This is a genomic window from Streptomyces sp. NTH33, assembly GCF_003236365.1.
In the GTDB taxonomy this organism is placed as follows: Bacteria; Actinomycetota; Actinomycetes; order Streptomycetales; family Streptomycetaceae; genus Streptomyces.
The window spans coordinates 1-26019 of the sequence record NZ_POTZ01000050.1 but is presented as its reverse complement, the minus strand read 5'-3'; the positions used below and the strand labels follow the sequence as shown (position 1 = coordinate 26019).

Here is a 26019-nt window from a genome sequence, read left to right as displayed (position 1 = left end):
GGGCGGGGGTGAAGGGGCGGGTGCCGGTGATCTGGTCGTAGAGCGCCAGCGGCCGGGTGCCGACGTGGACGTGCGCGGCTCTGGCCCGGGTCAGCAGGGAGACAAGCCCGCCGGGCTCGGTGTCCGTGCGGGCCGGCCTGGCCACGGGCGTGCCGGGATCGGTGGTGGTGGCGCGGGTATGTCCGTCGGGCAGGCCCTGCCAGTGAGCCTCGTCCACGATGCGGGCGCCGCGGCCGACCGCGCGCGGGTGGACGGCCAGCAGCGTGATGCCCTGCGCGTCGGGCACCGTGGCATGCAGCGCGACCGAGGCCGCCGAGGCCCTGACCTCGACCAACTGTCGGTGCCGGACCTTGGTGGCGGGCACCGAGTAGAGGTTGGCGCCGAAGGCGACCAGGCAGTCCTTGCCGACGTGCCGCAGGAACCGGTCGGCCACGATGTAGGGGCGGGCCGGCAGCGGCCGCAGCGCGGCGTGATCCCGCGCGGCCCGCACGCCGATCACCTCGCCGTGGGTGCGGTGGGTGCGGGCCCGGCGCCGGGGGACCCAGGCCATGAACGCCCCGTCCAGGTCATCCAGCCCGGAGAAGGCCCGGCCGGCCAGCACGTGATCACGGACGATGGTCACCTGGCGCTCGACCCGGCCCTTGCCGGTGGGCCGATAGGCGGCCAGCACGTCGATGTCGAAGTCGTAGTGCCCGGCGAACGCGACGGCCTCCGGATGCAAAGGGACCGCCTCACCGGGTGCGACGTGGCGGCGGACCACGGTCTTGGTCCGGTCGTAGACGATCACGCCGGGCACCCCGCCGTAGTGCGCGAACGCCCGGCGGTGGCACTCCCAGAACGCCGCAAGGTTCTGGCTGGTGGTGAAACAGCAGAACGGATCCCGGGAATAGGACAGGACCATGTGGAAGGAGTAGACCTTCGGGATCCCGACATGGGCCAGGATGCCGCCCTCGTCACCCCAGTCGACCTGGGCCTGGGCGCCGGGCACCACCTCGAAGCGGCGGTGGAGGCGGGCCAGCTCCCGCGGGGTGTATCCGAGCTCCTCCGCGATCCTGGGGCGGGCCTGCTGCACATACATCTTGACGCGCTGGTAATGGTGCGGGAAGCCGTACTGCTCGACGAGACGCTCATGGATCACCGCGGCTTTCAGCAACACCTCGGCCCGCAGCCAGGCATCGATCACATGCGCCCATGGCTTGATCACCTGGTTGCCCAGATCCGACCGCGGCGCCGGAGCCGGAGGCTCGGGCGGCCCGTCGCTCTCCAGATACTTCTTGACCGTGCGCCAGTTCAGGCCGGTCTCCCGGGCGATCTCCGAGATGCTCGCGCCCGCCTCATGCAGAGACCGGAAGCGCCGCAACTCCAGCCACCGCTCCGGTTCCAGCAGCATGCCCCGGGCCTCCCTCATCGCCGCACAACGTCAGCGACAGGCTCCTCCCACCGGCCCAGCCCCCGGCCAGACACGCCGGAGCACCTCTGCAGATCAACCCGTACGCACCTCTGCACCAGAGCCCGTACGCCGACAACGGGAAGGCCAGCGACTCGACATAGCCGTCGGAGCCCTTCTCGGTGACCGCCTTCCAGCGCACCAGGTAGCCCTTCTGGTCGGCGACGGTCACCGCCTTTGAGGCCAGCACCTGGTGCGAGGCGGTGCCTCTGTCCAGCGAGAGATCGTCCTGCACACTTCGACCTCTTCGACCGGCAGGGCTTCACGGAGACCACCGTCGAGCAGATCGCCGACGCCGCTGCTATCTCGCTGCGCACCTTCGACCTCCACTGCCCGGTGAAGGAGGAGGCCCTCACCCCGCTTCTCACGGAGGGAATCCGAGAGCTGGTCGAAGCGTTGGCCGGTCGCCCTTCGGATGGAACCCCTTGGCACGGCCGCCCAGGCCGCGCTGCCGGCCAGCAGCACCCTGGAGAGGCTCCGCGTCGACCGGCAACTCGAAGAAGCATTGGTCCGGGGCCCCGATCCGCTGCATCTCGCCGAGGTCTTCGGGCTCGATGAGAAGACCGCGATCCGCTACGCGAACTCCGCTCGCGCTCTCATGGAACGGTCCCCGGAAACCGACCCCGCGATTTCCCCGCGAACCCACGGATCAACTCCTTGACATTGAGGCACCGGACCCTCAGGTCCACGCCCAACAGCCTTCAGTTTCGCGAACTCACGGAGGCGAGGAGGTCAGCGGGTGGGTGGGACGAACTCGGGCTGGTCGAGCAGGCGCAGCCAGCTTCCATCAGGCTGGCGCCGGACGACCTGCGCCCGGGCACCGGCCCCGTCCTTCGGCGGGGTCGAGGTGAGGGCGATGTCGTCGCTGATCAGCGTCGGCAGCGGTTGTTCCGGCTCGAAACAAGGACGGTTGGCCAGCACCTTCTCCCACAGCGCACGAATTGCCTCCCGGCCCGCCGTCAGCTCGCCGGGCGGGTAGGCCATCACCGCACCCTCTTCGTAGAGTGCGGCAACCCCGGCCGCGTCACCGGCGTTGGATCGCTCGACGAACAACCGGGTGATGTCCTCGGGCCGCATGGCCTTCTCGTACTCCGGCATGAATTCCTCCTGACGTCGGGCTTCGGCGCTTCACAGCGTGGCCGCCCCCCGGGCAGAAGTCCAACAGATGGATCTCATGGAAGTTAGAATCTACAGTCATGGAGCTGAGGCAGCTGGAATACTTCGTCGCAGTCGCCGAGGAGCAGAACTTCACCCGGGCAGCCGAGCGGGTGCACATCAGCCAGTCCGGCGTCAGCGCCCAGATCCGCCAGCTGGAACGGGAACTCGGGGCCGAGTTGTTCGACCGGTCGGCCCGCACCGTCACCCTCACCGTCGCGGGAAAGGCCGCACTCGAACACGCCCGCGCCGCACTCGCCGCCGCTGGGGCGGTCGGCCAGGCGGTGGGCGAGGTGACCGACCTGATCCGGGGCCGGCTCACCGTCGGGATGGTCATCGGCTGCACCCTCACCCCGCTGTTCGACGCCCTCGCCGCGTTCCACCGGGCACATCCCGGTGTGGAGATCACGCTGCTGGAGGACAGCTCCGACCGGCTCGTCGAGAAGGTGCGCACCGGCGCCATCGACCTGGCGCTCATCGGGGCCGCAACCGCCACCCCCGACGGGCTGGACGCGCTGACCATCATCAGCGAGCGGCTCGTCGCGGCAGTCCCGGCCGGACACCCCTTGACGAAACAGCGGCGGGTCACCCTGTACGACCTGATCGCCTACCCGATCGTGTGCATGCCGCCCGGCACCGGCCTGCGCACGGTATTCGACCAGGCCTGCGCCGCACAGAGCCTCCAACCCGCGATCACGCTGCAAGCCAGCGCCGCGGACGCCATTGCCGACCTCGCCGCCCGCGGGCTCGCCGTCGCCATCCTCAGTGACTCCATGGCCGCGCACTACCGTGACCGACTCACCGCCCGCACCATCGAAGACGTCGATACACCCGCATTGCTCGCCCTGATCTGGAAGAGCGCGCACAGCCCCGGGATGCGTGAGCTGCTCGTGCACAGCCGGCAAGCATTCACCAAGCCCGACCCCGCGACTTCCCCGCGAACCCACGGGCCCATCCCTGGCATCAGGGCGACAGACCCTTGAGTTCCCGCCGAAGTGCCCTCAGTTTTCGTGAACTTGCGGGCCTCTCCGGGCGTGAGTAGTTGAGGTACAGGAAGTCCCGGTGAGATTAATCTTGGTCGGTTAGTACTCCAGTCTGACTTCGCGATCTTGTCGCGGACCCGGCTGGGAACGGGTACGGCCACCGCGTGACCATCGGGGGTTGTGTGGACTCCTGAAGATCGTGCGGTGGCCGCAGGCCATAGCGTAGACCCTGCCCGCTGGCGGGCGACGTTCGACCAGGTCACGGCCCGGATCGCGGGCCGGTTCCGGCGAGTCGAACCCCGGGCCACGGCCCGCGCCTACCTGCTCGGACTGCTGTCGGGCGTCGAACGGAAGAACTGTCCCCGGAGGGGGCAACCCCCAGGCAACTGGCCGAACAGGCCGGCCATGCCCGGCCCGGGCCGATGCAGCGCCTGCTGCGCTACGCCCGCTGGGACGCCGACGCGGTCCGCGACGACCTGCGTGCCTACGCCGCCGAACACCTCGGTGCCGACGGCGGCGTTCTCGTGGTCGACGAGACCGGCTTCCCGAAGAAGGGCCGGGCCTCGGCCGGCGTGCAGAGGCAGTACACCGGCACCGCGGGACGCATCGAGAACGCCCAGGTCGGCGTGTTCCTCGCCCTGGCCACCAGCCGGGGCCGGGCCCTGATCGACCGCCGGCTCTACCGCGCTCGCCGACCATCTCACCGCCCACGGCCTGGTCCTGGAGATGCTCGCCGGGCCCCTGCCCGGCATCTACGACCCCACCGGGCCGGGGAAGCTGCTGTTCGCGTTCTTCGCCGCGATGGCGGAGACCGAGCGGGAGAACATCCGCGAGCCCACACTCGAAGGGCTCGACACCGCGGCCCGCAAGGGCAAGCACGGCGGCCGGCCCCCGGTCATCACCGACGACATGCTCCACACCGTGCTCCGCCGCCGGGCGAACGGCGAGTCCGTCGAGCAGATCCAGCCCGACCTGATCATCCCCACCGGCAAGCGCAAGGGACAGAACCCCTCGGTGGCGAGCATCTACCGGGCGCTCGCCGAACACGCCGAGCGCGAGGCATACCCCGAAGCCGTCGAGCAGGCCCACGCCGACTTCGCCGCGCTCCGGGCCGGCGAAGTGCCCGGACCCCGTCTCGCCCTCCCTGACCTAGCGTCACTCTGATTACAGAGAGCTACTTGTCACTTCGCCGTAGCTTCGGGAGAACAGGGCCACGAGTCCCGTGGGTTCACGCGAACTGAAGGTCTTTCTGCAGGAACCCGAGGATGGGCTGTCGTGTTTCGTAGGTTCGGCCTTCGGGTTCAGGCGAACACGCGGGGTGAGTGCCGAGCGGACGGCCCCCTGGGCAACCCTCCTTGGGAACGGTGCTGGCATCGTACGAGTCATGGGAACAGCAGGAACGACACCGGAACCGGAATCCTCAACTCGGAGGGGCCTCACCTCTCTGGGTGAGGTGGCGTGCCGTTATCAGGCGGATGAGATCCGCCCGGAGGACCTGCCGATGATTGCTGCCGAGGCACTCGCAGCTGGGCTGGACACCCCGACGTTGTGCGAGCTCGCCGGTTTGCCTCGCAACGCGGATGCCCGCGATATCCGCGACGCGTTCGAGCAAGCACTCTCCGAGGCCGGAATCGAGTTGCCTGATCCGGGCCTGGCAAGGCGCCACGCGCTGCGTCGGCTGGCGGCGAGGCTGATCAATGGGGAAATCGCTCTCGCCGACCTGGCGACGGATGACTGGTGGGAGACGGAGGTCGAAACCGTTGAGGAGCGATCGTTCGTATCGCTGATCCCGCAATGTGGGTGCTGCATTGAGTACACGTTGGGGCTTGACCAGCGGACGTGGGCGGCCGAGCTGCGGATCGCCGCGCTCGCCCTGACATCGTCTCCGCCGATCGGCCCCGGCTGCTGACTCTGCCCTGACGGCATGCTTCTCCCATCAAAGGCGTGTACCGGTCGAGTAGATTTCACCGAAGTGGCTGTTCAGCGGCCTGGTCCAGCAGGGCCCGTGCGGAGTCCGCGTAGCGGATGGCGGTCTTCTCGTCGATGCCGAAGACGAGGGCGAGGTGGAGTGGGTCGGCGCCGTGGGTGAGGGCCTCTTCGAGCTGGCGGTCGACGCGGAGCCGTTCGAGGGTGGCGGTGAGGTTTCGGGTGGCCCGGGTGGTCCAGAGCTTGCCGGCCGGGCCGAGTTCGACGGCGGTCTTCTGGGTGATCAGCAGGTGTGGGTTGGCCGTGTTCGGCCAGCGGCTGCGCCGGTGGTCGAGCCAGTCCAGGACCGCGCGGCGGGTGAGGTCGTCGAGCGGGCGGACGTGGCCGCCGACGGTGATGCGCCGGTTGCCCAGGTCGACGTCGTCCAGCTGCATGGTGCGGATCATCTTCGGCCGTGCCGCGTGGACGGCGGCCAGGGCGACGATGAGCCGGATATCCGGGGTGGTGGCAGTGGCGATGGCCTTGTCGATGTCCACCTGGTCGAGGGCTTGGAGGACGCCGCCGGTCTGCCGGGGGACACGGATGCGGATCGTGGGGTTGCGGAAGATCTGGCCGTTCTTCTTCGCGTGCCGGAACAGTGACCGCAGTGCGACGATCCGGCTTTCGCGCTGTTTGCCGGTGACAGCGTCCCGGGCCGCGATGATGTCCTCCCGGGTGACCTCTCGCAGGTGGTCGTAGCGGCTGGACCACTCCAGCAGCACCGGCTGGATCTCACCCAGGTAGGCCCATGTCGTATGCCGGGAGCGAGGCTCGGACCGCGGGCCACCGTCGAGGAGAGTGCGAATCCAGGCTTCGATGGCGCGGTGGATGCCCGGGGGCGTCCCGTCGAGTTTCCGTTCCAACCACCGGTCGACGGCGGGTGCCCGGTCGTCGGTGAACAGGCCGAGACGGTCGAGGACTTCGGCGGTCCGCACGACGGGAAGTCCACGGACTCGCAGGGCCGGGAAGAGCTCGGAGTACCGGATCGACTCACCTTCGCGGAAGCCGGACAGCACGATGACCAGGGCTCGGTTCACGTCGCTGGTGATCCAGCGGCTCCAGCCGCGGGCCTCTCCCAGCACCCGAGCGGCCTGCCGGGCCCGGACCAGCCACGGATTGGCCAGGTCGGCGTGGAGTTCGCGGTCGAACCGACGGAAGTCCCGAGGGACGGTGAACAGCGTCAGTTGCGTCGACGTCGTGATCACGCGAGGCGGTTCGGGAAGCGGCGGCTTCAGCACGCGCCGCCCGGCCTTGCCGACCCGCGGCCCGCCGTTCTTGGGCCGCTGGAGGTTCGCGAAGAACAGCTGCTGACAGGTCACCCGCCGCAGGTACGGCTCGATCACCGAAGCCTTGCCGCTGGCCTTGATCGCCCAGGTCGCCTGGGCCCGGCAGAGACGGCAGTAGCCGTACTTGTCGTCGACCGGGACCTGCCGCCGGCAGCCGGCACATTCGCCGACGGCGTGTTGCTGGCCGTAGGTGTAGCAGCCGCGGCAGAACCGGCCGGGCAGCTGCCCCCAGGCGAAACAGCCCACGCAGGAGGCGGCCGGCTTGTTCTCGCTGAGCTTCCCCATGGTGGCGGTGACCAGGTCACATCGGCGGCAGGGAACGGCCGTCGCGGCGCTTGGGCACGACGGCCGGGGCCACCACCGAGCCGGTCGTGGCCTCCTGGACGCCGGCCTGCTGATCTGGGCGGCTGACCTTCCCGGGCTCGGGAATCAGCAGGTCGCCGATCTCACATCCGAGCACGACGCAGATCACGTCCAGGTCCTCCAGCTTCAAGGAGACCGGCTGGCCGGACCACAGGCCGGACATCTTCCCGGCCGAGATCACCAAGCCGTGTTCGGCCAGGCTCCGCTGGAGCTCGGACGCCTTCCAGATGCCTTTGTTCGCGGCGGTCAGCCGCAGGTTCCACTTCATCCCATCAGTCCTTCCAGCCGCGTCGGCCCGCTGCTGCCCGGACACCCAGGCGTCCTCGACCCGGGCCTGCTGGACGTGGATGTACCGCATCGTGGTGGCGATCCAGGAGTGTCCGAGGACCTCCTGGATCCCGAGCAGATCAGCCCTCCGAGGTAGAGCTCGGACGCGCAGAAGTGCCGCAGGACGTGCGGCGTGAGTGTGTCGGCCCAGCCGGGCAGATGGGCCTTCGCCGCGACGGCCAGGCCGTTGCGCAAGGCGTCGTCGCCGACACGGCGTGAGGAGCCATCTGCGTTCTTGCGCTCGGACGGGAACAGCGGGGCACCGGGACGGGTGTGGTCGTCGTCGAAATGGCCCCAGACGTCCTCGATGAACCACCGCAGCGTGCGGTCGGCGCCGTTGATCAGAGGCACCATCCGCTCGCGCGGGCCCGAGCCGCGGGCGCCCTTGCCATGGCGCACATGGAGCTTGCCGAAGCGGCCCAGGTCCCACTTGATGTCCGCCAGATCGAGCTTGCATGCCTCGCTCACCCTGAGTCCGACCTGGGACATCAGTTTCGCCGCGGTGTAGTTCCGCGCGGTTGGGGCGAACTTGCGGCAGGTCGCCAGCTCGCCGCCCCAGCCGGTGAACAGTGTCTTGATCTCCGGCTCCGTCGGCGGGATCCGCAGGGCGGCGTCCTTGGATCCGCGCGGGCGGTTCATCTCGTCGATCGGGCACTCGACGACCCGCCCGGTCATCCGGTGGATCTCGACCTTGTGCCGCAACTCCAGGAACAAGAAGTACGTGGTCAGCGCCTGCGCACGGGCCAGCCGGGTGCCGCTCGGCGAACCCCGTAGCGCTTGCCCGAAGTACCTGTCGGCGTCAGCCGGCTCCATCTCCCACAGCGGTCGGCCGAACCAGGCCCGCATCTGGTCCAGGTGCCCGACGTCCCCGCGGATGGTGCCGTCCGCCAGCCCCGCCGAGGCCCGCGCGAGCACGAACCCGGCCAGCACGTCGGTCTCGAACTGCTCCAGTTCCTCCGTGGAGACCGGACCGCGGAACTCGCGCAAGTCGCGTACGGCTGCCAGCGCCAACCCGAGCCTCCTCGCCTTCACCCCGATCACAGATCGATCGGACGAAGTGAGAACGCTTCAAGAATCTTGAAGTTACGTCACCAGCTCGAAGAACACCCCAAGGAGACAGAACGCCCTGGCCACGGGGACAAGGGCTCAGCAGGGCTCAGGGGAACTCGCGGGATGTCGCACAGACCACGAATCGACCACCAGCAGGCGCCCGCCGCGCTGACCGCCGAGATCCTGACGGCGGTCGGGGAACTCGACCAGGACGCCGCCCCTGACGTCATCGCGGCCCGGCTCGGCGACGGACTCGCGCCCGCCCTGCACACGATGGCGAAGGCCCTGCGCGTGCAGGCCGGAGCCCTGGGGGTGCCCGCGGCGGCGGTGGACGACTTCGGCGGGTTTGAGGGGCAGTACGAGCAGATCGAGAAGGTCGCGGCCCACCACGGCAACCACCGCTCGTGATCGTGTTACGAGCTCATACGAGGAAGGGGACGATCTCAATGAAAGCCATTGTGGTAACCGACCAGGCCGCGGGAACGGCCGGGATGACGCTGACGGAGCGGCCTGAGCCGCCCACAGCGATCAACGACGTCATCGTTCAGATTCATGCATCGGGCTTCGTCCCGACAGAGATGGAGTGGCCATCGACCTGGACCGATCGCGCCGGCCGTGACAAGACACCGTCGATCCCCGGCCACGAGCTGGCCGGAGTGGTCACCGCCCTCGGCTACGGCACGACGGGGCTGTCGGTCGGGCAGCGGGTGTTCGGCCTCGCCGACTGGCACCGCGACGGCACCCTCGCGGAGTACGTGGCGATTGAGGCACGCAACCTCGCACCGCTGCCCGGCGACGTCGACTTCACGGTAGGCGCGTCCCTGCCCATCTCGGGTCTGACCGCGTGGCAGGGGTTGTTCCAGCACGGCCGCCTTCAGGCCGGCCAAACCGTCCTCGCCCATGGCGCAGCCGGAGCAGTCGGGACGATGGTGACCCAGCTCGCACGTGAGGCCGGCGCTTACGTCATCGGCACTGGACGCGCCGCCGACCGTGAGAAGGCGCTCGACTTCGGCGCGCATGAGTTCGTCGACCTCGAGAACGACGCGCTGAAAGACGTCGGGGGCGTCCATCTGGTCTTCGATGTCATCGGCGGCGACGTCCAGAGGAGCTCTGCGGCTCTGACCAAGACCGGCGGGACGTTGGTGTCGGTCGTGGGCCCGGTCGAGGCCCGCCCCGCTGATGGCCTGGCGATCGATTTCGTTGTCGAGGCCGATCGCACCCAGCTGGGTGAGATCGTGCAGCGAGTCCGGGACGGGCGGCTGCGTACGAACATCGGAACCACCGCGTCCCTCGACAACGCGGTCGCAACCCTCAACTCAACCGAGCGACGCGAGGGGAAGACAGTCATTCGTGTACGCCCGTAGGGAGTGATGGCCACACTCTGAGCAGCTCCGGAGGCGCTTGTACGCCCATGAGATCCGAGATCAGCGCGCCCCAGTCGCCGCCCTGAGCGACGAACCGCCGCTATCCGAGGCGCTTCATCAGCTCGGTCCAGGCACGTGCGATGCGCTCGGGACCCCAGCCGGTCGTGGTCGGCTTGGGAACCGCGCGATCCGACCGTGTCGGCTACGTGGTCGTGCGCTCCTGCTCGACCTGGGCACGGAACGCGGCCTCCTTCTTGCCCACCGCCGCGGCTCCGTCGAGTACGGCGTCGATGTCGGGTTCGGGGATCACCACCGCGCCGGAGTCGTCGGCGAAGACGTACTGCCCCGGGTGCACGCCCACCCCCGCGACCACGACCGGCACGTTCGCCTGGTACGGCGTGATCACATCGCCGCCCCATCGCACGGCCTCCGCGGAACAGTAGGCCGCGAAGGGGTGGGAATGCAGCTGGGCGAAGTCACGCAGCCGTGCGTCGGTGAGCACACCGGCCAGGCCGTAGCGCGTCAGGAGGGAAAGCTTGGTGCCGCCGCCGATGGAGACGTCGCGGTGGCCGTTGCTGGCCAGCACCAGCACCTTCCCCCGGCCACCGTCGGGTTCGACGCCCACCGCCTGCCGGAGCAGAGCGCCGAACGTGTGCGTCTCGGGGTCCATCATCACCGAACAGGAGGGGAAGAAGGAGATCGTGGCCGCCGGGCCGAACAGGACCCGGCCCGGTGTCGGAGTGACGAGGTCGTGAATGTGCGCGCGGTGCCGATGGATTCGTCCCAGGGCGTCGACGATGTCCGCGCACGCCAGCGACCGGGCCGCCCGAGCGCGCCGCTTGGCCGCCGCCTCTCGCTCGTCGCCCGGCGAGGCGGGGGTCACGGCAGCTCCAGCATCCGGATCGACATCAGGGTGAGCTGGAGCCGGCGTGGCCGGTCGACGAGTAGCACCTCGCACGCCGAGCACGCCGGACAGCGCACCACCATGCCGGGGCAGCGCAGATAGACCCTGGTCTCGGCGACGCGGTGCCGATCCCCGCACTCGGCGCACTGCAGGACGATCGTGGTCGCGTCCCGGCCCAGGGCCAGCGACATCGCCCCGGCGACGGCGTTGCCGTCCACATAGCCGTCCTCCGGGGGCACCGAGAGGAGGTCTTCCTCTGCGTTCACTGCGGGCCTCCTATCCGAACCTCTCGGTCCTCAACGAGTCGGCGTCCAAGCCGGCGCCGATCAGTCCGCGGGCGGCTTCCTCGACGAAGGCGGTCGGGCCGCATACGTAAGCCCGCAGCCGCGGTTCGCGAACACCACCGGGACGAAGCAGCGCGCTCAGCTGCTCGGCTCTCAGCCGGCCGTGCTCGAACCCCGCTGCCCGTTCCCGGGTCAGATGGACGGTGCTCTCCGGCCCGTCGGGACCGCGCAGCTCGTCGGCGAAGATGACCCGGTCCGCGGTGCGCGCGGAGTACACCAGTCGCACCGGTGTGCCGTGAGCGCGGGCGGCCCGCCAGATGGCGCGCATCGGCGCGATGCCGGAGCCGCCGGCGACCAGGAGCAGCGGTACGTCGTCGCCGGGCCGCCATACGAAGTAGCCCCCTACTGGTCCCATGATCTCCAGGGCGTCACCGTCGGTGGCGACGTCGACCAGGTACGGAGACACCTCGCCGTCGTCCACGCGTTCCACGGTGATCTGCGGGGCCTCCCCGGGCGCGGAGGACAGCGAGAAGCTGCGGGTGGCCTGGTACCCGTCCTCGGCGGTGAGCCGGACGTCGATGTGCTGGCCGGCGACATGCCCCGGCCAGCCGGCGACGGCGAGCCGGATGGTGCGCGCCGAGGCGCTCTCACGCGCCGTACCGGCGACGGTGGCGGCTCGCCAGCCGTGAACGGGTCGCACGCGCGGTGGCATGGCTGAACGGTCAGTCACCGTAGTAGCGCTGTTCAAGGAACGGGTCACCGCGGTGGTGGTAGCCGGCGTTCTCCCAGAACCCCAGCTCGTCCTCGGGCATCACCCGGATCCCGCGCAACCACTTGGCGGACTTCCACAGATACAGGTGCGGCACCAGCAGCCGGACCGGCCCGCCATGTTCGGCGGGGATCGGACCGCCCTCGTAGCCCACCGCGACCATCGCGTCGCGGTCCACCAGGTCCTCCACCGGGACGTTCGTGGTGTAGCCGCCGTACGAGGACACCAGCGCGTAGGGCTCGTCGGCCACCCCGGCGTCCTCCAGCACGGCCGCCACCGGAACGCCCTGCCAGGTCGTCCCCAGCTTGGACCAGTGCGTGACGCAGTGAATGTCGGTCGTCAGGTCCACCACGCCCAGATCGTGCAGCGACGCCCACGCGTAGGTCTTCTCCGTGATCCCGTCCGTGACCACCAGCTCCCACGCGCGGGCCGGTACGTGCTGGGTCGGGCCCGCCGTGAGGACCGGGAAGTCACTGGTGACGAACTGCCCCGGTGGGACCGGGCCTTCCGTGCGTCGAGGACGTCCCGTGAATCCGCGCGTGACCATCTGTCGCTCACCACCCATCGTATCGACAGCGTAACCAATCGTGAGCGCTCTCGCCTGCGCCGCGATGAGTGGCCCAGATGCCTCCCCCGCCATCCCGCTGCAGCCGCAGCCGGGGGACAGCGACCGGTCCGCGCGGGACGGGATGCGTGCAGGCTCTTCGCGCGTGCAAGGTGGATACGTCGGCGGATGGGACCGCTTCGTCAGTAGTGGCATCACCATCGTCTGCGAACAGAGACTGCCATGCGGAGAATGCGAATCGCCGTTGCCGGCGCGACCGGGAACATCGGGTCCCTCACAGTGGCCGCTCTGGAACGGGCCGGGCACGACGTCGTGCGCATCAGCCGCTCGCTCGGCGTGGACCTGCGTACCGGCGACGGCCTGGACGCCGCCCTGACCGGTGTGGAGGCCGTCATCGACGCCACGAGCCACGAGGCGGCCGACCAGGACGATACCGTGGCGTTCTTCGGCACCACCAGGCGGAACCTGCTCGCCGCCGAGGAGCGGGCCGGAGTCCGTCACCACGTGCTGCTCTCGATCGTCGGGGGGGATCGAGCAACGACACTGAGCCGAACGGGTGACGGGCCAAGGCGTTCGACAACCCAAGATCATCCCGTGGCGGGTTTATGCCGTATCTGGGTCATGTCCCAAGTTCGAGGAGGCGCTGCGGACCGCGCGGGAGGTCAAGGCCCACGCCCCGCACTGCCGGGTCATCTTCACCGTGTACGAGATGAAGCGCCTCGGCCGCGACGCCGCCGAACTCACCGCGCTCGCCGACCACCTCACCGCCCACGGCCTGGTCCTGGAGATGCTCGCCGGGCCCCTGCCCGGCATCTACGACCCCACCGGGCCGGGGAAGCTGCTGTTCGCGTTCTTCGCCGCGATGGCGGAGACCGAGCGGGAGAACATCCGCGAGCCCACACTCGAAGGGCTCGACACCGCGGCCCGCAAGGGCAAGCACGGCGGCCGGCCCCCGGTCATCACCGACGACATGCTCCACACCGTGCTGCGGCGCCGCGCGGGCGGCGAGTCCGTCGAGCAGATCCAGCCCGACCTGATCATCCCCACCGGCAAGCGCAAGGGACAGAACCCCTCGGTGGCGAGCATCTACCGGGCGCTCGCCGAACACGCCGAGCGCGAGGCATACCCCGAAGCCGTCGAGCAGGCCCACGCCGACTTCGCCGCGCTCCACAACACAGACGTCCCGCGGCCCCGACCGGACGCCGTGGCGCTCAGCTCATCACCATGATCGTTCTCACCGGGATTTCCTGTACCACAACTACAAGCGCCGCCAATTGCATCGAATGCGAACTGGCGACGGTATGCGTATCGCGTCCGACGCGATGTGCGGCTATGCGGCTGGCCAGCGGCGTCGGACGTCTGAGTGGACTGCGACCGTAGCGTTCGGTGAAGGGCGGTGGCGAGCCCTTGTCACTCATGGGGGTGGATGGTCTGCGGTTTCAGCTCCGGCTCGCATCTGATGCGGTTTCCTCACATCAGATGCGAGTGACGGAGAGTGGTGGCCGGTGAGGTTCAGAGGGATGGTGCCGGGGGCGGCGACGCTGCACCTGGCGGACGGGGTCGCACTGCTGCGGCCGGAAGAGCAGGTGTTCACCGCGATGCTGGACGGCTTCGCCAACCAGCAACTCGCGCGGAACCTGGCCCGCTCAACGGTCGAGGGCCGGGAGAACACGGTGAAGTCGTTCGCCGCCTACGTGAACGCCTTCCTGTGGCAGTGGACGCCGGCGATGGTCGACGAGTGGCTTGGTGACCTGCGCTCACTGCGGGGCCTGAAGCGCTCGACGATCCGCTCGTACTCCGAAGCCGTCCGCGCCTTCTGCCACTTCGCCACCGACCCCCTCTACGGGTGGGCCAGCACCTGCGAAGAGCGGTTCGGTTCCCACCCGATCCAGGTCGTGCACGAGTGGAATACTGCCGTTCACGTCCAGGACAACGAGGCCGACGCGAAGAAGCGGGCCTTCACCAAAGCTGAGCTGTACGCCTTCTTCGCCCACTGCGACGATGAGGTCGCCCGCATCAGGGCCTTCGGCCGCAAGGGCTGGCTGCCGGCCTTCCGTGACGCGACCCTGTTCAAGACCGCGTACGCCTTCGGAACACGGCGGAACGAGACGCGGATGCTGGACGCCGCCGACTTTGGCCGCAATCCGCACGGAGCCGAGTACGGCGAGTTCGGTCTGTGTCGGGTCCGCTTCGGCAAGGCCAAGAAGGGCTCACCTCCCAAGCGTCGTTCCGTGCTGACCATGTGGGACTGGACTCCCGACATCCTGGACGAGTGGTTCACCGAGGTCCGGCCGCTGTTCGATGCTGAGGGCAACCCTGCGGCATGGCCCTCGGAGCGTGGCCTGCGGATCGGCTGCCAGCGGCTCAACTCCCGCTTCATCGCCTACCGTCAGGCCCTGGGCCTGGACGAGGGGCTGGATTTCCACTCCTTCCGCAGGTCCTACGTCACGCATCTGATCGAGGACGGTTGGGACCCCCGCTTCGTCCAGGAACAGGTCGGCCACGACCACGCGAGCACAACCTCGATCTACACCTGCGTCAGCTCGGACTTCCGCACCCGCACCCTGCGGCGACACCTCGATGGCACCGTCGCCGCCGCTTTGGAGAGCCAGAATCGGAGGCAGTCGTGAAACGCAAGGTCGGCTACGCATGGAAGCTGCGTGAGGTGATGGCCGCGCACGGCATCTTCACCACCACCGAACTGGTGCCGATGCTGCGCGACCGGGGCATCGAGCTGTCCGCCTCCCAGATCCACCGCCTGGTCTCCGGCACCCCTGAACGGCTCTCCCTCCAGGTGCTGGCGGCGTTCTGCGACATCTTCGCCTGCTCTCCTGCCGACTTGGTCGCGACAACCGCCGAGAACGCCGGAGTCCGCAAGGCCGCGACTGGTGACGTTCCGGCCCCGCCGTCGGCGGTCGCGAAACTGCGGCCCCGGCCAGCCCGGATTCTGCCCGACGCGTGAGCCCGACCTACACCCCGGAAGAGTGCGAGCGCTGGCACAAGAGGACCTGCGCCCGCTGTCGGCGGCACGGCTGGTTCGCCGCCCGCTGGCCGATGGCCACGTCTGCCGCACCTGCCACGACAAGGCCATCCTCGTCCGCGGCACCTGTTCCGGCTGCGGCGACGAGCGCGCGCTACCCGGCCTGCGGCCCGGCGACGGCAGACGGATCTGCTCCGACTGCGCGGGCTTTATGATGTCCTACCGATGCTCTCGCTGCGGGACGGAGGACAATCTCCACCGCGCACGGCTCTGCACTCGATGCACCATCGCCGACCGGCTCGACGAGCTGCTGGACGACGGAACCGGCCGCATCCGCCCCGAACTCCTCCCGCTGGCCGACTCGCTCCTGGCCGTGGACAGCCCACTGTCCGGCCTCGCCTGGCTGAACAGGAACAAAGGGAAGCCCGGCTCCACCGCTGATCTCCTCCGCCGGCTCGGCCAAGGCGACATCGAGCTGACCCACGAAGCCTTCCATCACCTCCAGCCCTGGCGGGCCGCCGCCCACCTGCGGGAACTCCTCATGACCTGCGGCATCCTGCCCGCCATCGACAAACGAATCTGCTCGTTCGAACGATGGCTCATCGAGCACCTCGCCAGCATCCCCGACTCCGACCACGCGCAGATCATCCGCCGGTACGCCACCTGGGAAGTGCTGCCACGGCTACGGACCCACGCCGAGAAGAAGCCGATCACACCAGCCGCCCGCAGACGCGTCGCGGACCAGGTCAAGCAGGCCACCGCGTTCCTCGACTGGCTTGCCGACCGGGACCACACCCTCGCCGCCTGCGGCCAGACCGGCATCGACGCCTGGCACGCCGAACACAACCAGCACGCCCGCAACACCATCCGAAACTTCCTGCTGTGGTGCTCGGCCAGCAAGCTCACCCGGCCCTTCCGGCTTCCTCCAGTCCAGATCAGCCAGGCCGCACCGATGCCGCAGACCGAGCGCCTGGAGCTCATCGGCCGTCTTCTCACCGACCAGAGCCTGCCCCTGCGATCCCGGGTCGCGGGAAGCATCGTCCTGCTCTACGCCCAGCCGCTCAGCCGCGTCGTCCGCCTCACACTGGACGACATCACCCGCACCGACCAGCAGGCCCTCCTCCGGCTTGGCGAGCCCCCCTCCCCGGTCCCCGAACCGCTCGCGGAACTCCTGTTCCGCTGGATCGACAGCCGGAACAACATGAACACCGCGACCAACCACGCCTCCCGGTGGCTGTTCCCCGGCCGCCGAGCCAGGCAACCGCTCCACCCTGATGTCCTTGCTGCCCTCCTCAACGACCTCGGCATCCCCACCACCGCCGGCCGCACCGCCGCAATCCGGCAGCACGTGCTGGAGATGCCCGCCCCGGTCGTCGCGGAGGCTCTGGGCTACCACCGGGTCACCACGGCCAAGCTGGCCTCCGAGGCCGGAAGCACCTGGAGCCGATACGCCTCTGGAGACCACTGGCGGTCACCACCAGGCTGGACCCCGGCCGAGAACTGGTGACAGTTGAACAGGCTGGCTCGCCAGTAACGCCCGGAGTGGCAGGCCAGAGCACTCACTGGCCTGCCACTGCCTCACGATGCCGTCGGCTGCTCCGGGTGGCTGCCATAGGGCCGCGTGATGATCTCCATGCCGTGCCCGGCCGGATCCATGAAGTACAGTCCGCGCCCACCGTGGTGGTGGTTGATCTCTTCGGGCTGCTTCAGATGCGGATCGGCGTAGTACGTGATCCCGGCCTGCTGGATACGCGCGAAGGCCGCGTCGAACTCCTCGTCGGAGATGAGGAAGGCGTAGTGCTGCATGACGATCGACTCCGCCGGGATGGCCGCGAAGTCCAGGGTGACCCCGTTGCCGGTGGCCACGGGAATGAACGGGCCCCACTCGGTCCCGACCTCAAGCCCCAGGATGCGCGCCAGGAATTCGGCCGACTCCCGGTTGTCCCGGGCATGGATGATGGTGTGATTCAACTCGACTGACATGTGTGGAATGCCTCCGCAAGGCAATCTCACGGGCACCTCCATGTCTCACCCAGCCGGTGACCGACACGCGATGCCGTGCCCCCGATCCTAAGCAGCACCGCTCACAGCGTCGAGGGCCTCCTCCGAGTAGCCGCCGAGGACGACCACACAGCGTCATCAACAGGCCAAACTCGACCGAGCACTCGCGACAGTTGAATACGCGAGCCCACCAGTATCACACCCGCGGTAGGCGGCCAGCACGTCGATGTCGAAGTCGTAGTGCCCGGCGAAGGCGACCGCCTCCGGGTGCAGCGGAACCGCCTCCCTGGGGGCGACGTGCCGGCGCACGACCGTCTTGGTGCGGTCGTAGACGATGCTCATCAGCACCCCGCCGAAGTGCGCGAACGCGGCCCGGTGGCAGTCGAAGAACGTCGCCAGGTCCTGGCTGGCGGTGAAGCAGCAGAATGGGTCGCGCGAGTACGACAGCGTCATGTGGAAGGAGTAGACCTTCGGGATGCCGACATGGGCGAGGATCTTGCCCTCGTCTCCCCAGTCGACCTGGGCCTGAGCCCCCGGGACGACCTCGAACCGCCGGTGCAGGTCCGCCAGCTCACCGGGGCTGATGCCCAGTTCCTCGGCGATCCGGGGCCGGGCTTCCTGCAGGTAGAGCTTCACCCGCTGGTAGTTGATCGTGACTCCGTACTCCTGGGCCAGGCGCTCGTGGATCACCCTTCCCTTGAGCAGGATCTCGGACCTGAGCATCGCGTCGATCAGCGGCGCGACCTCGTCCACCACCCGCCGAGGCCGCTGATCTGCTGCTTCTCTCTTCGGCGGCGCGATGGATGCGGGGTCCTTGAGGTACTTGCTGACCGTCCGGCGGTTCAGCCCGGTCTCCTTCGCGATCTCCCGCAGGCTCATCGCACCGGACTCGTACAGTGGACGAAACCGCCTCGACTCCAGCCAGCGATGCGGATCCAAGACCACCGTCAGCCGCCTCCCTGCCACCCCGAACCGACAGCAGCAGACTCACGGCCGACACCCCGTCACCGCATCAAAAATGGCGCACTTTCATCCGTACGAGGTGGTGCACGTTCGCTTGTACGCCGACAGTCCACCACGCGCTGCGGGACCTGATGCACCAGGCCGCCCTCAAGGCCGGGCACGATCCCGACCGGATCTCCTTCACCCGTACCCTTCGCATCGTCCGCCGCCACGTCACCGGGCAGGCGGCGCTTTCCCCCCTCACGACTGGCCCGGTCCCTCGCCCAGAGCCTGCGTGAAATCACCGAACGACTGCTGCCCGCACGGCGGTTGCGCTCCAACCCCCGCGTGATCAAACGCAAGATGTCCAACTGGGCCCTCGAACGAGCCGAACACCACGGCCCGCCACGGCCGGACACCCCGACGGTCCGGCTGGTCGGGCCGACCAGGGCCACTTCAACCAGCCGGAAAACAACCTAAATCACCAGTGTTGGCCCTAGGTGTTCTGTCCCGGGAGGTTGTGGACGGGTGAGGCACGTCTCGGCTGGGGGGTCTTGAACAGGTGAGGGCCTTTCGAGTTCGGTGTGGAGTGCGACGTCTACACCGACCGAAAGGCCCTCGTGCCCCACCGTAATGCACCCCTGACCGAGACCGGACGCCTGCGCCTGGCCCTCTGCGTGGTCGAGGACGGCTGGACCCTGCGCCGGGCCGGCGAACGCTTCCAGGTCTCGCCGACCATGGCCCAGCGGTGGGTCGACCGCTACCGCGCGCTCGGCGAGGCGGGCATGGCCGACCGCCCCAGCCGTCCGCGCACCAGCCCGCGCCGCACCCCGACCCGTACCGAGCAGCGGATCATCAAGGTCCGCGTGCTGCGCCGGTGGGGACCGGCCCGCATCGCGGGCCTGCTGCGCCTGGTGCCCTCCACCGTGCACCGCGTGCTGACCCGCTACGGCCTGGCCCGCCTCACCCACCTGGACCGGGCCACCGGCCGCGTCGTCCGCCGCTACGAACGCGCCCGGCCCGGCGAGCTGGTGCACGTGGACATCAAGAAGCCCGGCAACATCCCCGACGGCGGCGGACACAAGGTCCTGGGCCGGGCCGCAGGCCGCAAAACCCGCTCCGGCGCCGGCTACAGCTACCTGCACACCGCCGTCGACGACCACTCCCGCCCGGCCTACAGCGAGATCCACACCGACGAGAAGAAGGAGACCGCCACCGGCTTCTGGCAGCGGGCCCACACCTTCTTCGCCCGGGCCGGGATCACCGTCGAGCGGGTGCTGACCGACAACGGCTCCTGCTACCGCTCCCGCGACTGGCGCGACCTGCTGACGGCAACCGGGATCGCGCACAAGCGAACCCGGCCCTATCGGCCGCAGACCAACGGCAAGGTGGAGCGGTTCAACCGCGCCCTGCTGGACGAGTGGGCCTACGCCCGCCCCTACCGCTCAGAACAGGAACGACGCGACGCCTTCCCCGGTTGGCTGCACACCTACGATCACCACCGCGGACACCCCGCGCTCAAGGGCCAACCACCCGCCAGCCGCGTCCCCAACCTCTCAGGCCAATACACCTAGTGCTCATGTGACGCCAGGCCACCAAAGCGGGTACGCGGTGATCGCGCAAGGGCCCTGCGGAACGGGACGGGACACGCCGCGACCATGGCCGGACCCTTGACACGCTCATGCCATATCCGGACGATGCCTCGCACGGGAGAGCCACCCGTACCCCCCACCCAGGAGACATCAGCATGCGACTTCGCATACGCGGCTCCCGCGGCAGAAGGCCCGCCACCCTCACGGCCTTACTGGCGCTCGCCGTCGTGGTCCCGCTCGGCGCCGCGACCGGCACCGGCACGGCCACCGGCACCGGCACATCGGCCGCCCTCGCCGCCACCTCGGAGGAGGTCATCCGGCAGTACGAGATCGACGGCCCGTCCACCCCCGCCGAGCGCACCGCCCTCGCCGCCACCGGCGTCTCGATCGACGAGGCCGACTCCCACGCGGTCGTCGTCAGCGCCAACGCCGCACAGGCACGGCGGCTGCGCGCCCTCGGATACAAGCTCGACGCTCTGCCCGCCCCGCCCGACCGCACCGGCGGCAAGGCCCCCGGCACCTCCCTCGGCGCCCTGGACTTCCCCTCCGCCGACTCGCGCTACCACAACTACGCCGAGATGAACGCGGAGATCGACCAGCGACTCCAGCAGTACCCGAACATCATGAGCCGCCGCGTCATCGGCAAGAGCTACCAGGGCCGCGACATCGTCGCCATCAAGATCAGCGACAACGTGGCGGCGGACGAGAACGAGCCCGAGATCCTCTTCACCCACCACCAGCACGCGCGCGAGCACCTCACCGTCGAGATGGCGCTCTACCTGCTGCGCGAACTCGGCGCCGGCTACGGCTCCGACTCCCGGATCACCAACGCCGTCAACAACCGCGAGATCTGGATCGTGCCCGACCTCAACCCCGACGGCGGCGAGTACGACATCGCCTCCGGCTCCTACCGCAGCTGGCGCAAAAACCGCCAGCCCAACGCCGGTTCGACGTCCGTCGGCACGGACATGAACCGCAACTGGAACTTCAAGTGGGGCTGCTGTGGCGGATCCTCCGGCTCGTACGGCTCCGAGACCTACCGCGGCTCGGCCCCCGAGTCCGCGCCTGAGGTGAAGGTCGTCGCCGACTTCGTACGCTCCCGGGTCGTCGGCGGCAAGCAGCAGATCAGGGCCGCCATCGACTTCCACACCTACAGCGAGCTGGTGCTCTGGCCGTACGGCTACACGTACAACGACACCGCCCCCGGCCTCACCCAGGACGACCGCGACGCCTTCGCCGCGGTCGGCCGCAAGATGGCCGCGAGCAACGGCTACACGCCGCAGCAGTCGAGCGACCTCTACATCACGGACGGGTCGATCGACGACTACCTGTGGGGCGCGCACAAGATCTTCAGCTACACCTTCGAGATGTACCCGCGCGGCTCGAGCGGCGGCGGCTTCTACCCGCCGGACGAGGTGATCGAGCGCGAAACCAGCCGCAACCGCGACGCGGTGCTGCAACTGATCGAGAACGCCGACTGCATGTACCGGTCGATCGGCAAGGAGCAGCAGTACTGCGCGTAGTCCCCGAGACCGCCGTGGCATGGACTTCCCTGCCGTGCCACGGCGGTCGCGTGCCTCTGCTCCATTTGCCCCTCCCTGCCCACCGCGACCTGCAGCATCTGCGGAGAGGAGAAGCCCTGCGGCTGCGTGTGCCGATAAATCATCCGGCCAGGTCACGGCCTTGATCACTGATCTTCGGCCGTGCCGTCGCTCGCCCAGCTGTCTTCACCTTGACCGGGGACGGGCGGCATCATGGCCTGTCGTGCTGCTGCGCCTGGCCTATCTCGCCGTGGCGAACACCTTCACGCTCCTGCGCCTGCTGCCGATGAGCGACCGGGAGAAGGACGTGGAGATCCTGGCGCTGCGCCACCAGCTGCTGGTCCTGCAGCGCCAGGTCGGCAGGCCCGCGTTCACCGACACCGACCGCGCAGTCCTCGCCGGCCTGCTCCATCACCTCCCGAGGGAGAAGCTGCGGCACCTCCTGCTGGTACGCCCGGAGACGATTCTTCGCCGGCACCGCGACCTGCTCACGCGACGCCATGCCGCGACCTGCGGGCCGCAGCGGCGAGGACGACCGCGCACCATCCACTCGATCCGCGCCCTGGTCCTGCGCCCGGCCCGCGAAAACAGCTCGTGGGGGTATCGCCGCATCCTCCCCCGGCCTTCGGCCGGGAGGTGCCCCCAGGCGAACTCGCGGCGCTGGGCATCAAGGTCGCCGCCTCCACGGTCTGGGAGATCCTCCGGAAGCACGGCATCCCGCCCGCACCCGAGAGGGAGAGCACCACCCGGGCCCCTTCCTGCGCGGCCAGGCCGACGCGCTGCTCGCCTGCGACCTGTTCGAGACCCGCACCCTGACCGGGGTGCGCCTGTACGTCTTCGCCGTCATCGAACACGCCACCCGGCGCATCCGGATCCTGGGCGCCACCGCGCACCCCACCGCGGACTGGATCGTGCAGCTCGGACGCAACCTCGTCATGGACCTGCAGGACGCAGGCAGCCAGGCCAGGTTCCTGATACGCGACCGCGACTCGAAGTTCACGCAGGCCTTCGACACCGTGCCGGCCGATGCCGGGCTGGAGGTCGTCACCAGCGGTGTCCGGATGCCGAGGATGAACTCCATCATGGAGCGGTGGATACAGACCTGCCGACACGAACTGCTGGACCGCACCCTCATCTGGGACCGGCGCCACCTCCTGCACGCACTACGCGAGTTCGAGTCGCACTACAACGGGCACCGGCCCCACCGGGCCCTGAATCAAGCCGCCCCGCTCCGCTCCCTGTCCGAACCGATCACCGACCCAGGGCGGATCAGACGTCTGGAGATCCGTCGACGAAATCGGCTCGGCGGAATCCTTCACGAGTACCAACACGCAGCCTGAGCTGGGCGGATGAAAAATCGGCACCCGCAGATCGAGTCACGGCACGTCCTTCCCAGTACCCGCTTGAGCTGCGCCGTCGAGCAGTGCGGATGGTCGCCGAGGTGCGGCCGGAGTACGACACCGAGTGGGCCGCGATGAAAGCGGTCGCCCAGAAGCTGGGCATCGGCACGACCGAGACCCTGCGCAAGTGGGTACGGCAGGACCAGATCGATGCCGGCACCCGGCCGGGCACCACGACGGAGGAGTCCGCCGAGCTGAAGCGGCTGAAGAAGGAGAACGCCGGGCTGAAGCGTGCGAACGAGATCCTCAAAGCCGCGGCGCGACACCGGCCGCGTGCCCTCGGACGAGGCAGTGCCCTCATCCCGGAATGATCAGTGATTCGGACGGCTCCAGTGGTAACGCCGGCTGGGGTGGCCAGACGCGCCGGCGTCGCACCGGGCCGTCAGCTACGTCCTGGCCACCGTGCAACGTCGGCGGCCGGACGTCCTGGCCGGAATGCCAGTGCGGCGGCGGCGCCACCGACCCGCGCCAACCGCAGCTGGGCCCTTCCCACAGGCGAGACCTCCGGCTACGCCTCGCCCGCAACGCGCACAGGGGTATGCGCCCGGTGCGGGCCACTGCACGGGGCGCGCGAGTGGGTGGCGCTCAGAGTGCTGGTCGAGCGGCCAGATCGCGGGACTGATCGACTCAGCCGCCGCTCTTGCGCCTGAACGACCGCTGGCTCGCAGCCGGGCCGTGCGCCGCACGCACCTTCGACGCATCCGGGTTGGCGGCGACATCGGCGGCGTCCGCCTGCGCACCGCGCTTGCGCGCCAGGGCTTCGCGGAACTTGCGCTTGAGGTCGTAGTTGCCGTCGCTGTCCGGCGCCAGAGGGGACGTCTCGGGGGCAGCCGGCTCCGAACCTTCCGTAGATGCGGGCTCTGCGGTCATGGTGACCTCCTGGGTTCGGGGAGTGGGCAAGCACAGCTTGTCATGCCGGGCGCGGTGCGGGGCGCCGGCAACATCGTCCTGCTCCGTTTCGGCGGGTATCCCTCTCGCGGCCGAGGGCGTTCGCTTCGTAGGTGAGGCGCACAGGACGGCTTCGGGCCGGGCCGCGGGTTGTCGATCCCGTGGCCAGGAGATTCGCTGCCGGGGCAACGGCTCTCAGCCGCTGCGACGCACGAGGGCGGCCCTGCGGGCCTCGGCGAGCTTGCGGGCCTCGCCCGCCTTTCGGGACTTGCCGCCAGCGCCGCGGGAGGTGCCCTTGCTGGTGCCGAGGCCGCGGAAGGGAGCGTTGGTGTTCTTGGGCCGGGGAACGGCGGGCCCGCCGTCGAGCGGGGTCCCGGAGGGAGCCTTGGCGCCGGTGATCCGGCTCAGCTCCGCCTCGCCCGAGCGCACCTTGGTGACGGTCGGCTCGATGCCGGCCCCGGCCATCATGCGGCTCGTCTCGCGGCGCTGGCCCGCCAGCACGAGCGTGACCACACTGCCGGACTCACCGGCGCGGGCGGTGCGGCCCGCCCGGTGCACATAGTCCTTGGGGTCGGTGGGCGGGTCGACGTTGACCACGAGATCGAGGTCGTCGACGTGCAGGCCACGGGCCGCGACCTTGGTCGCCACCAGAACGGTGATCTGGCCGTTCTTGAACTGCGCCAGGGTCCGTGTGCGCTGTGGCTGGGACTTGCCGCTGTGCAGGGCCCCGGCGTGCACCCCGCTGGCCCGCAGATGCCGGGTGAGCTGGTCGACGGCGTGCTTGGTGTCGAGGAACAGCAGTACGCGGCCGTCGCGGGCGGCGATCTCCGTGGTGACGGCGTAGCGGTCAGGGCCGTGGACGACCAGAACGTGGTGCTCCATCGTCGTGACCGTGCCCGCGGACGGGTCGACCGAGTGGACGACGGGGTCGTGGAGGTAGCGGCGGACCAGCTGATCGACGTCGCGATCGAGAGTGGCCGAGAAGAGCATCCGCTGACCGTCGGGGTGCACCTGGTCGAGCACGTCGGCAACCTGCGGCAGGAATCCCAAGTCGCACATCTGGTCGGCCTCGTCCAGCACGGTGATCCTTACCCGTCCCAGGCGGCAGGCGTTGCGCTCGATCAGGTCGTGCAGGCGTCCGGGGGTGGCGACGACCACCTCGGCTCCCTGGCGCAGCGCGGCAATCTGCCGGCCGATCGACATGCCGCCGACGACCGTGGCCGTCCGCAGCCGCAGTGCCTCGGCGTACGGCGCCAGCGCCTGGGTGACCTGTTGGGCCAGCTCCCGGGTGGGCACAAGGATCAGAGCGAGGGGCTGCTTCGGTTCGGCGCGCCGCCCGGCCGTACGGGTCAGCAGCGGCAGGCCGAAGGCGAGCGTCTTGCCCGATCCGGTGCGCCCGCGCCCCAGGACGTCGCGCCCCTCCAGGGCATCGGGCAGTGTGGCGGCCTGGATCGGAAAGGGTTCGCGCACCCCGAGTCCGCTCAGTGTCCGCAGCACCTCCACCGGCAGTTCCAGACCGGCGAAGGAGGCGGCCGGGGGCAGCGCCGGGGCCGTTGCCCCGGGCTGGGCGGGACCGCCGTGAGCGATGCCGCAGTCATCGGGATGCTTCATGAACAGCCTTCCGCAGGGGAACGTACCGAGGAAGGCCCGGCAGGATTGAACAGCCCACGCACAAGCGGAACCGAACAGGCAGAATCGCCCACCGCGACGACCACGCAAACGCATGAGACTAACACAAGGCATAACATCGCGCCGTGATACCGATCGCCCCTCCCGCGTCGATGACCCGACGCAGCACGACAGCCCTTCCGGCATATCTGGTCCGGGCCCCCAACTCACCGAGATCCGCCGATGCATCACCGGGGTGACCGCCCCACACTTGCCTGCACAAGGGGCTTACGCACGGCGAGATCGTGACCGCCTGAGGCGGCATCGCGAACGGCCGGAGTGGCGATCCTCGGTTCCACAGAAGGCAAGCGCGCCCGTCCAGTCCACCACGGCGGACGTGACCCGGAAGAGCCCCTCCGCTGCACCGAGATTCACCGCTCGACCAGGCCCCGCCTGCTCTGCCTGACAGGTACAGGCCGAAAAAGCGAAACGGCCGGTAAGCCCGTAGGCGCCCGTTCCCTCGTTCGCCTGTGCGGTCGCCACAGGTGACCTTCGCTGCCGCAAGGTCGATACTGCCGGTAGGGGCGCTCCGGCCTCCCCGTGCC

The 26019-nt window shown here is 69.3% G+C and carries 26 protein-coding genes and 4 pseudogenes; 15 read left to right on the top strand and 15 right to left on the bottom strand.

Annotated features, from left to right (window positions below; genetic code table 11):
• Both istA (C1I97_RS07805) and C1I97_RS07795 read right to left on the bottom strand, forming a co-directional pair.
• Nucleotides 1–1390 (bottom strand): IS21 family transposase (gene istA, locus C1I97_RS07805; RefSeq protein ID WP_111002488.1); only part of this gene is annotated, 1390 nt, incomplete at its 3' end.
• Between the two features lie 789 nt (nucleotides 1391–2179).
• Complete coding sequence (locus C1I97_RS07795; RefSeq protein ID WP_111002485.1) at nucleotides 2180–2545, bottom strand: YybH family protein; 366 nt, start codon at nucleotides 2543–2545, stop codon at nucleotides 2180–2182.
• 98 nt (nucleotides 2546–2643) lie between these two features.
• Between C1I97_RS07795 and C1I97_RS07790 the strand changes: the two genes are divergently transcribed.
• The 4 genes and pseudogenes from C1I97_RS07790 (at nucleotide 2644) to C1I97_RS39745 (ending at nucleotide 5494) form a co-directional block, all read left to right on the top strand.
• Nucleotides 2644–3585, top strand: coding sequence for a LysR family transcriptional regulator (locus C1I97_RS07790; protein ID WP_111002484.1), 942 nt, complete (start codon nucleotides 2644–2646; stop codon nucleotides 3583–3585).
• A gap of 270 nt (nucleotides 3586–3855) precedes the next feature.
• Nucleotides 3856–4268 (top strand): annotated as a pseudogene (locus C1I97_RS07785) (IS701 family transposase); the annotation flags it as partial.
• Nucleotides 4269–4311: 43 nt separating this feature from the next.
• Nucleotides 4312–4749 (top strand): recombinase family protein, encoded by a 438-nt coding sequence (locus tag C1I97_RS07780; RefSeq protein WP_441349091.1) that lies wholly within the window; start codon nucleotides 4312–4314, stop codon nucleotides 4747–4749.
• 220 nt (nucleotides 4750–4969) lie between these two features.
• On the top strand, nucleotides 4970–5494 hold the full coding sequence (locus tag C1I97_RS39745; protein WP_181446623.1) for a hypothetical protein: 525 nt from the start codon (nucleotides 4970–4972) through the stop codon (nucleotides 5492–5494).
• A gap of 55 nt (nucleotides 5495–5549) precedes the next feature.
• Here the strand turns inward: C1I97_RS39745 and C1I97_RS07770 are convergent, their stop codons facing one another.
• From C1I97_RS07770 to C1I97_RS07765, 3 genes are read right to left on the bottom strand one after another with little or no spacing between them, the layout of a single operon-like run.
• Nucleotides 5550–7121 (bottom strand): tyrosine-type recombinase/integrase, encoded by a 1572-nt coding sequence (locus C1I97_RS07770; protein WP_111002482.1) that lies wholly within the window; start codon nucleotides 7119–7121, stop codon nucleotides 5550–5552.
• Between the two features lie 16 nt (nucleotides 7122–7137).
• Nucleotides 7138–7467: a helix-turn-helix domain-containing protein gene (locus C1I97_RS39740; protein ID WP_181446625.1), complete on the bottom strand. Its 330-nt coding sequence runs from the start codon at nucleotides 7465–7467 to the stop codon at nucleotides 7138–7140.
• The gene (locus C1I97_RS07765; protein WP_258382467.1) at nucleotides 7464–8537 is read right to left on the bottom strand and encodes a tyrosine-type recombinase/integrase; all 1074 of its coding nucleotides are present in this window, start codon (nucleotides 8535–8537) and stop codon (nucleotides 7464–7466) included. The genes C1I97_RS39740 and C1I97_RS07765 overlap by 4 nt, the downstream gene beginning before the upstream one ends.
• A gap of 162 nt (nucleotides 8538–8699) precedes the next feature.
• Here C1I97_RS07765 and C1I97_RS07760 point away from each other — a divergent pair, with 162 nt between their 5' ends.
• Both C1I97_RS07760 and C1I97_RS07755 read left to right on the top strand, forming a co-directional pair.
• On the top strand, nucleotides 8700–8984 hold the full coding sequence (locus C1I97_RS07760) for a hypothetical protein (protein WP_111002481.1): 285 nt from the start codon (nucleotides 8700–8702) through the stop codon (nucleotides 8982–8984).
• A 38-nt stretch (nucleotides 8985–9022) separates the two neighbouring features.
• The gene (locus C1I97_RS07755) at nucleotides 9023–9940 is read left to right on the top strand and encodes an NADP-dependent oxidoreductase (RefSeq protein ID WP_111002480.1); all 918 of its coding nucleotides are present in this window, start codon (nucleotides 9023–9025) and stop codon (nucleotides 9938–9940) included.
• A gap of 202 nt (nucleotides 9941–10142) precedes the next feature.
• On the opposite strand, the gene C1I97_RS07750 is transcribed toward C1I97_RS07755, so the two are convergent.
• The 4 genes from C1I97_RS07750 to C1I97_RS07735 are packed head-to-tail and all read right to left on the bottom strand — an operon-like array spanning nucleotide 10143 to nucleotide 12444.
• Nucleotides 10143–10823 (bottom strand): RraA family protein, encoded by a 681-nt coding sequence (locus C1I97_RS07750; RefSeq protein ID WP_220040807.1) that lies wholly within the window; start codon nucleotides 10821–10823, stop codon nucleotides 10143–10145.
• Entirely contained in the window at nucleotides 10820–11110 is a 291-nt protein-coding gene (locus C1I97_RS07745; protein ID WP_081235550.1) for a DUF6510 family protein, read from the bottom strand. The genes C1I97_RS07750 and C1I97_RS07745 overlap by 4 nt, the downstream gene beginning before the upstream one ends.
• Nucleotides 11111–11120: 10 nt before the next feature.
• On the bottom strand, nucleotides 11121–11828 hold the full coding sequence (locus C1I97_RS07740) for an FAD-binding oxidoreductase (protein WP_258382466.1): 708 nt from the start codon (nucleotides 11826–11828) through the stop codon (nucleotides 11121–11123).
• A 22-nt stretch (nucleotides 11829–11850) separates the two neighbouring features.
• On the bottom strand, nucleotides 11851–12444 hold the full coding sequence (locus C1I97_RS07735) for a molybdopterin-dependent oxidoreductase (RefSeq protein ID WP_081235552.1): 594 nt from the start codon (nucleotides 12442–12444) through the stop codon (nucleotides 11851–11853).
• 240 nt (nucleotides 12445–12684) lie between these two features.
• On the opposite strand from C1I97_RS07735, the pseudogene C1I97_RS07730 reads away from it, so the two are divergent.
• Together C1I97_RS07730 and C1I97_RS07725 are read left to right on the top strand one after the other, a co-directional pair.
• A pseudogene (locus C1I97_RS07730) lies at nucleotides 12685–12960 on the top strand (SDR family oxidoreductase); the annotation flags it as partial.
• Nucleotides 12961–13018: 58 nt separating this feature from the next.
• On the top strand, nucleotides 13019–13690 hold the full coding sequence (locus C1I97_RS07725) for a recombinase family protein (RefSeq protein ID WP_258382465.1): 672 nt from the start codon (nucleotides 13019–13021) through the stop codon (nucleotides 13688–13690).
• Here C1I97_RS07725 and C1I97_RS39220 read toward each other — a convergent pair.
• Nucleotides 13674–13880, bottom strand: coding sequence for a hypothetical protein (locus tag C1I97_RS39220; RefSeq protein WP_146608179.1), 207 nt, complete (start codon nucleotides 13878–13880; stop codon nucleotides 13674–13676). The genes C1I97_RS07725 and C1I97_RS39220 overlap by 17 nt on opposite strands.
• Before the next feature lie 87 nt (nucleotides 13881–13967).
• On the opposite strand from C1I97_RS39220, the gene C1I97_RS07720 reads away from it, so the two are divergent.
• From C1I97_RS07720 to C1I97_RS41225, 3 genes are read left to right on the top strand one after another with little or no spacing between them, the layout of a single operon-like run.
• A complete protein-coding gene (locus tag C1I97_RS07720) occupies nucleotides 13968–15092 on the top strand; it encodes a tyrosine-type recombinase/integrase (RefSeq protein WP_111002478.1) in 1125 nt (374 codons plus the stop codon).
• Entirely contained in the window at nucleotides 15089–15424 is a 336-nt protein-coding gene (locus C1I97_RS07715) for a helix-turn-helix domain-containing protein (RefSeq protein WP_111002477.1), read from the top strand. Before C1I97_RS07720 ends, C1I97_RS07715 begins: the two co-directional genes overlap by 4 nt.
• Before the next feature lie 22 nt (nucleotides 15425–15446).
• Nucleotides 15447–16949, top strand: coding sequence for a hypothetical protein (locus C1I97_RS41225; protein WP_258382464.1), 1503 nt, complete (start codon nucleotides 15447–15449; stop codon nucleotides 16947–16949).
• Between the two features lie 71 nt (nucleotides 16950–17020).
• Here C1I97_RS41225 and C1I97_RS07705 read toward each other — a convergent pair whose 3' ends face one another.
• A complete protein-coding gene (locus C1I97_RS07705) occupies nucleotides 17021–17425 on the bottom strand; it encodes a VOC family protein (protein ID WP_111002476.1) in 405 nt (134 codons plus the stop codon).
• Nucleotides 17426–17581: 156 nt separating this feature from the next.
• Nucleotides 17582–18322, bottom strand: a complete 741-nt coding sequence (gene istA, locus C1I97_RS07700; RefSeq protein ID WP_441349090.1) for an IS21 family transposase — start codon at nucleotides 18320–18322, stop codon at nucleotides 17582–17584.
• A gap of 683 nt (nucleotides 18323–19005) precedes the next feature.
• On the opposite strand from istA (C1I97_RS07700), the gene C1I97_RS07680 reads away from it, so the two are divergent.
• Together C1I97_RS07680 and C1I97_RS07675 are read left to right on the top strand one after the other, a co-directional pair.
• Nucleotides 19006–19959: an IS481 family transposase gene (locus C1I97_RS07680; protein ID WP_111002486.1), complete on the top strand. Its 954-nt coding sequence runs from the start codon at nucleotides 19006–19008 to the stop codon at nucleotides 19957–19959.
• Nucleotides 19960–20132: 173 nt separating this feature from the next.
• Nucleotides 20133–21500 (top strand): M14 family metallopeptidase, encoded by a 1368-nt coding sequence (locus C1I97_RS07675; protein ID WP_111002474.1) that lies wholly within the window; start codon nucleotides 20133–20135, stop codon nucleotides 21498–21500.
• 229 nt (nucleotides 21501–21729) lie between these two features.
• Here C1I97_RS07675 and C1I97_RS41215 read toward each other — a convergent pair whose 3' ends face one another.
• The gene (locus C1I97_RS41215; RefSeq protein WP_258382468.1) at nucleotides 21730–22020 is read right to left on the bottom strand and encodes a hypothetical protein; all 291 of its coding nucleotides are present in this window, start codon (nucleotides 22018–22020) and stop codon (nucleotides 21730–21732) included.
• On the opposite strand from C1I97_RS41215, the pseudogene C1I97_RS07670 reads away from it, so the two are divergent.
• Both C1I97_RS07670 and C1I97_RS07665 read left to right on the top strand, forming a co-directional pair.
• Nucleotides 21922–22858 (top strand): annotated as a pseudogene (locus C1I97_RS07670) (integrase core domain-containing protein). The gene C1I97_RS41215 and the pseudogene C1I97_RS07670 sit on opposite strands and share 99 nt — an antisense overlap.
• A pseudogene (locus tag C1I97_RS07665) lies at nucleotides 22855–23178 on the top strand (transposase); the annotation flags it as partial. The pseudogenes C1I97_RS07670 and C1I97_RS07665, both read left to right, overlap by 4 nt.
• A gap of 367 nt (nucleotides 23179–23545) precedes the next feature.
• Here C1I97_RS07665 and C1I97_RS07660 read toward each other — a convergent pair.
• Together C1I97_RS07660 and C1I97_RS07655 are read right to left on the bottom strand one after the other, a co-directional pair.
• Complete coding sequence (locus C1I97_RS07660; protein ID WP_111002472.1) at nucleotides 23546–23788, bottom strand: DUF5302 domain-containing protein; 243 nt, start codon at nucleotides 23786–23788, stop codon at nucleotides 23546–23548.
• A 213-nt stretch (nucleotides 23789–24001) separates the two neighbouring features.
• Nucleotides 24002–25417 (bottom strand): DEAD/DEAH box helicase, encoded by a 1416-nt coding sequence (locus C1I97_RS07655; protein WP_111002471.1) that lies wholly within the window; start codon nucleotides 25415–25417, stop codon nucleotides 24002–24004.
• Nucleotides 25418–26019 lie beyond the last annotated feature (602 nt).

Excerpts from the sequence above, each read along its gene's own strand:
- C1I97_RS39740 (WP_181446625.1), bottom strand. The coding sequence starts at position 7,467 with ATGAAGTGGAACCTGCGGCTGACCGCCGCGAACAAAGGCATCTGGAAG.
- C1I97_RS07675 (WP_111002474.1), top strand. The coding sequence starts at position 20,133 with ATGCGACTTCGCATACGCGGCTCCCGCGGCAGAAGGCCCGCCACCCTC.
- C1I97_RS39220 (WP_146608179.1), bottom strand. The coding sequence starts at position 13,880 with ATGAGTGACAAGGGCTCGCCACCGCCCTTCACCGAACGCTACGGTCGC.
- C1I97_RS41215 (WP_258382468.1), bottom strand. The coding sequence starts at position 22,020 with ATGGCGTCGCGTGAGCAGGTCGCGGTGCCGGCGAAGAATCGTCTCCGG.
- C1I97_RS07660 (WP_111002472.1), bottom strand. The coding sequence starts at position 23,788 with ATGACCGCAGAGCCCGCATCTACGGAAGGTTCGGAGCCGGCTGCCCCC.
- C1I97_RS07795 (WP_111002485.1), bottom strand. The coding sequence starts at position 2,545 with ATGCCGGAGTACGAGAAGGCCATGCGGCCCGAGGACATCACCCGGTTG.
- C1I97_RS07770 (WP_111002482.1), bottom strand. The coding sequence starts at position 7,121 with ATGGGGAAGCTCAGCGAGAACAAGCCGGCCGCCTCCTGCGTGGGCTGT.
- C1I97_RS07760 (WP_111002481.1), top strand. The coding sequence starts at position 8,700 with ATGTCGCACAGACCACGAATCGACCACCAGCAGGCGCCCGCCGCGCTG.
- C1I97_RS07790 (WP_111002484.1), top strand. The coding sequence starts at position 2,644 with ATGGAGCTGAGGCAGCTGGAATACTTCGTCGCAGTCGCCGAGGAGCAG.
- C1I97_RS07780 (WP_441349091.1), top strand. The coding sequence starts at position 4,312 with ATGCTCGCCGGGCCCCTGCCCGGCATCTACGACCCCACCGGGCCGGGG.
- C1I97_RS39745 (WP_181446623.1), top strand. The coding sequence starts at position 4,970 with ATGGGAACAGCAGGAACGACACCGGAACCGGAATCCTCAACTCGGAGG.
- C1I97_RS07735 (WP_081235552.1), bottom strand. The coding sequence starts at position 12,444 with ATGGTCACGCGCGGATTCACGGGACGTCCTCGACGCACGGAAGGCCCG.
- istA (WP_441349090.1), bottom strand. The coding sequence starts at position 18,322 with ATGAGCCTGCGGGAGATCGCGAAGGAGACCGGGCTGAACCGCCGGACG.
- C1I97_RS07755 (WP_111002480.1), top strand. The coding sequence starts at position 9,023 with ATGAAAGCCATTGTGGTAACCGACCAGGCCGCGGGAACGGCCGGGATG.
- C1I97_RS07655 (WP_111002471.1), bottom strand. The coding sequence starts at position 25,417 with ATGAAGCATCCCGATGACTGCGGCATCGCTCACGGCGGTCCCGCCCAG.
- C1I97_RS07705 (WP_111002476.1), bottom strand. The coding sequence starts at position 17,425 with ATGTCAGTCGAGTTGAATCACACCATCATCCATGCCCGGGACAACCGG.